At 65.4% G+C, this 3,511-nt stretch carries 3 protein-coding genes and 1 pseudogene; all 4 read right to left on the reverse strand.

What is annotated here, in order from left to right; all coding sequences use genetic code 11:
- Nucleotides 1–149 precede the first annotated feature (149 nt).
- Nucleotides 150–707, reverse strand: a complete 558-nt coding sequence (locus tag ACJ8AT_RS37010; RefSeq protein WP_407742690.1) for an EF-hand domain-containing protein — start codon at nt 705–707, stop codon at nt 150–152.
- Between the two features lie 54 nt (nt 708–761).
- Complete coding sequence (locus ACJ8AT_RS37015; RefSeq protein ID WP_407742691.1) at nt 762–1,544, reverse strand: IS630 family transposase; 783 nt, start codon at nt 1,542–1,544, stop codon at nt 762–764.
- 121 nt (nt 1,545–1,665) lie between these two features.
- Nucleotides 1,666–1,881, reverse strand: a pseudogene (locus ACJ8AT_RS37020) (helix-turn-helix domain-containing protein); the annotation flags it as partial.
- 55 nt (nt 1,882–1,936) lie between these two features.
- Nucleotides 1,937–3,511, reverse strand: a 1,575-nt coding sequence (locus tag ACJ8AT_RS37025) for an FIMAH domain-containing protein (protein ID WP_407742692.1), incomplete at its 5' end; no start/stop codon positions are given.

Here is a 3,511-nt window from a genome sequence, read left to right on the forward strand (position 1 = left end):
CCCGCAGGGAGGCGCTGCGGCACCCCTTCACTCAGCAAGAGGGACCGGTTACCTCCAGTCGGGGTGACTTTAGACCACCCTTTGAGCGGCGGGGAGGAGAACGCCGGAGCCAACAGTCTCCGGCGTTCTCGGCCTCACTGCGGCAGCTGTCAGGGTGTCTTGGGCTGTTGTTGCTTGAGGCTCGCCTCCAGCGCGGCCCACTCTGGGGGATCGAGGCGGCCGTTGAGGTTCTTGTCCCAGCGCTGGAGCGCTCGGGTCATGGCCTCCGAGACGAAGAGGCTCTCAGCGGTCCGCATCTTCGTCTTCTCCTCCTCATCGAGCACGCCATCGCCATTCTCGTCGAACTTCTTGAGGGCGTAACTCCGAGCAATGGCGCGCACGGCCTCGCGATCGTTGAGGGCGGCCTGCATCTCGCCGGCATCGAGCGTGCCGTTTCGATCGAGGTCGTACTTTGCCATGAGCGCCTGCCGCTCGCTCTGGAAGCGGAGCTGGATGTTCTTGCGCAGCAGCTCGCGCTCGGCGGGATCGATCTGCTTGTTGCCGTTCACATCGTAGCGCTCGAGGACGTGCGGCGTGGGATCGGACTGAAGCGGCGGACGGTGCCAGCCGGGCTCAGGCTCAGGCGCGGGAGAGGTGTTCTCCTGCTCGGGCATCCCGGAGCAGCCTACGAGGAGGGCAGTGACAGCGGTCAGGATCGTCGTCTTCATGGTTTGTTTTGGGCTCCCCCGCTAGTGGAGTGTCCACGAAGTTGTTGGACAAAGTCAGGCGAAGTGCCGCGCCACCCACTCGTGCATCTTGGAGCGGGTCCAAGACCAAGTGAACGGGTGGGCATAGAGGCGATTGTACTCGGGCCAGCTCGCATTGAGGTGGGCGATGAACTCGGAGCGGCTGGCCCAGTCTCCTCGTTGGAGATAGCGCGCTGCGAAGGCGCGTAGCAGCAACTCGGCCTGATCGAGCCAGGAGGAATGGGCCGGGGTGTAGAGCACCCGCACATGCGGGGCATTGTCGCGCAGCCAGTCGCGCGTCTGCTGAGCAATGTGGCTGGAGCCGTTGTCCCAGATGAGATGGATGCGTCGCGCATCGCGATGGTCGCCAAGCACTTGGGGGAGCACTGCCCGCAAGCAGGCGCCGTCATTGCGCTCCAAGCACCAGCCCCGCATCCGGCCTGAGTGCACCACCAACTTCACCAGGAAGTTCACCGTGCCATGCCGTACGTACTCGAACTCCCGTCTCTCGATATGGCCCGGCCGCGCGGAGCGCGTGGGGCACCTTCGCTCCAGCACCTGGATGTTGGGCTTCTCGTCCAGGCACAACACCACCTCGCCGCGCTGGGCCAAGGCCTGGGCACGCTCGTAGCACCAGAGAACCTGCGCCGCCTGGTGACGGAAGGTGTCGTCAGGCGTCGGTGTCTTCCAGTAGCGAGAGCGGTGCGGCTGCAGGTCCGCATCCCTGAGAATGAGGGATACCTCGGAGTGGGAGAGGCTGGGGGCGATGCCTCGCAGTTGAGCGGCGCGAGCCAGGCTGCGGGTGGACCAGTGCGTCATGTGCAGCCCGACCCCGGCTGGCTCGCAGCAAGCCAGGCGAACCACTTCGACGCGCTGGAGGGGGGGAAAGCTCCCGCGGACGGCCGGAGCGCGGTGCATCCTTTACGACGTCCGCTCCGAGTGCTTCGAAGCGACGACACAGCGCCCAGATAGTCCGCCGATCCTGACCGAGCTGCTCGGCCAACTCGGACACGATGGTGTCCGGGTCCGTCATGGCCAGCAGGATGCGCGCTCGGCGCGCCATGCGTTGCTCGGTACGTCCGTCTCGCACCAGGCTCTCGAGGTAGTCAACCTCGGCGGGCTTCAGATGGATCAGCCGCGGGGGGCGTCTTCTCATCGAGAAGAGCTATGCATCCCCCGCGACTATGTCTACTCACTTCGTAGACACTCCACTAGCCACCGCGGGCAATGAGGTCTTGAATGAAGGAGATGAGCTGGTTGGCTCGCGGCGCGTTGATACCCTTGCCCCGCTGAGCCTCAAGCTCGTGGATCAGCGCCTCGAGCACGTTCCGCTCGACATGGATGAGACCACGCGCACGGCTGGCTTCCGCTTCCCGGAGCTTCGTGTCGAGCGAGTTCGCCAGGCCGGGATTCCGGATGAGGCCCATCCGCAGGAGCCGCTCCACGAGCTTCCTGAGGCTCGAGGGGTCGGCATGGATCTCGAACTGGCAAGCCGTTACCGCGCTGTTGTTCAGGTGGTCCGCCGCCGTCACCGCCACGGTGTGGACACCTGGCGTGTACTGCATCATGTCGAGGGTGGCCCCCTGGGTGATGGGCACCGGCCCGGTCTCGGTGAGGACGCCATTGATGGTGGCGCTGACGGATGCGACGCCAGAGCCGAGCGTCCCGTCGCCCACCCCGAAGTCGACCCTAGAGGTTTCGTCGGGAGTGAAGCTCCGGTTGAAGGGAGGCGTGTTGCACGTGACCACCGGTGCCGTGGTGTCGAGGTACGCCTCGACCGTGTGGCTCGCTTCCGGCGTGCCGACAGGCAGCGGCTCCGTCGGAAAGGTGTGGCACGGGTCGGATGAACGGTATTCCACGAAGTAGCGCCCATCCGGGCCCTGCAGGGAGAAGGGCTTGCCCTGCACTGCGGCCATGAAGTCGGGGGCCGTCTGAGGGTCGGTGTAGATCCGCCGCTGCAGGCCGATGGCGCTGTCCGGGAAGGACCTTTCAGCGGGCAGGTCGTGAGCCGTCAGCGTGAAGCTGTGGCCCGGCCCGACGAAGAGTTGGCCTCCCTGGGTGTAGACATTGCCGGTGAGTGCGTGCTTGCTCGTCGGTGCCTCCGGGTCGTTGTCCTCGTCGGGGCTCGGCGCGTCCTCGAGGTCCGGGAACTGGGGACTGCCAGGGTTGAGGTACGGATTCTCCCAATCCTGGAAGAGGACACGGAACGCGGGCCGCAGGGCGCAGCTCTCCCAGATGGGGAAGTTGCCGTTGCCCCCCGTCTTCATCGGCGGCCGTACGCCGAACACCGGCTGGCCGTCCTGGCGCCACGCGTGATCGCCGTCGATGAGGTTGAGCCAGCTGGCGCTCGTGCCCTTCGTCTGCGTCACGAGGATGTTGTCTCCACTGTGATAGGTGGAGATGTCTCGGTGCAGGATGTCCTTCAGCATCTGGTCCAGCTGCGGGCCGTCGAGGAGCACCAGCTTCGCCGTGGTGAGCGTGTTGCGCATCGCCTGGAAGCGCTGGGAGTCGAACTCGGCCGTATCCAGGAGCCGCCCGCAGCCGCTCGGAAGAGGAGGCTCCTCGTAGTGGTGGGGGGCTCCCGCGAAGCCCATATATTCATCCAGTGCGGCGTGCTCGCCATGTGAGAAGAGCCCCACCGTCACCGAGCCAATCTTGGGCAGATCCAGATTGATCGACGGCAGGCACATGAGCGCCGAGGGGGCGTCGACGATGTTCTCGAGCTGCTCGATGTCGATGTCCATCGCCTCGGAGATCAAGTCGACGATGAGATCGGTGAACCACTC

Source organism: Hyalangium sp. (assembly GCF_045802625.1).
Classification (GTDB): Bacteria; Myxococcota; Myxococcia; order Myxococcales; family Myxococcaceae; genus Hyalangium.

Coding starts and splice junctions, on each gene's coding strand:
- ACJ8AT_RS37015 (WP_407742691.1), bottom strand. CDS start 1,544: ATGACGCACTGGTCCACCCGCAGCCTGGCTCGCGCCGCTCAACTGCGA.
- ACJ8AT_RS37010 (WP_407742690.1), bottom strand. CDS start 707: ATGAAGACGACGATCCTGACCGCTGTCACTGCCCTCCTCGTAGGCTGC.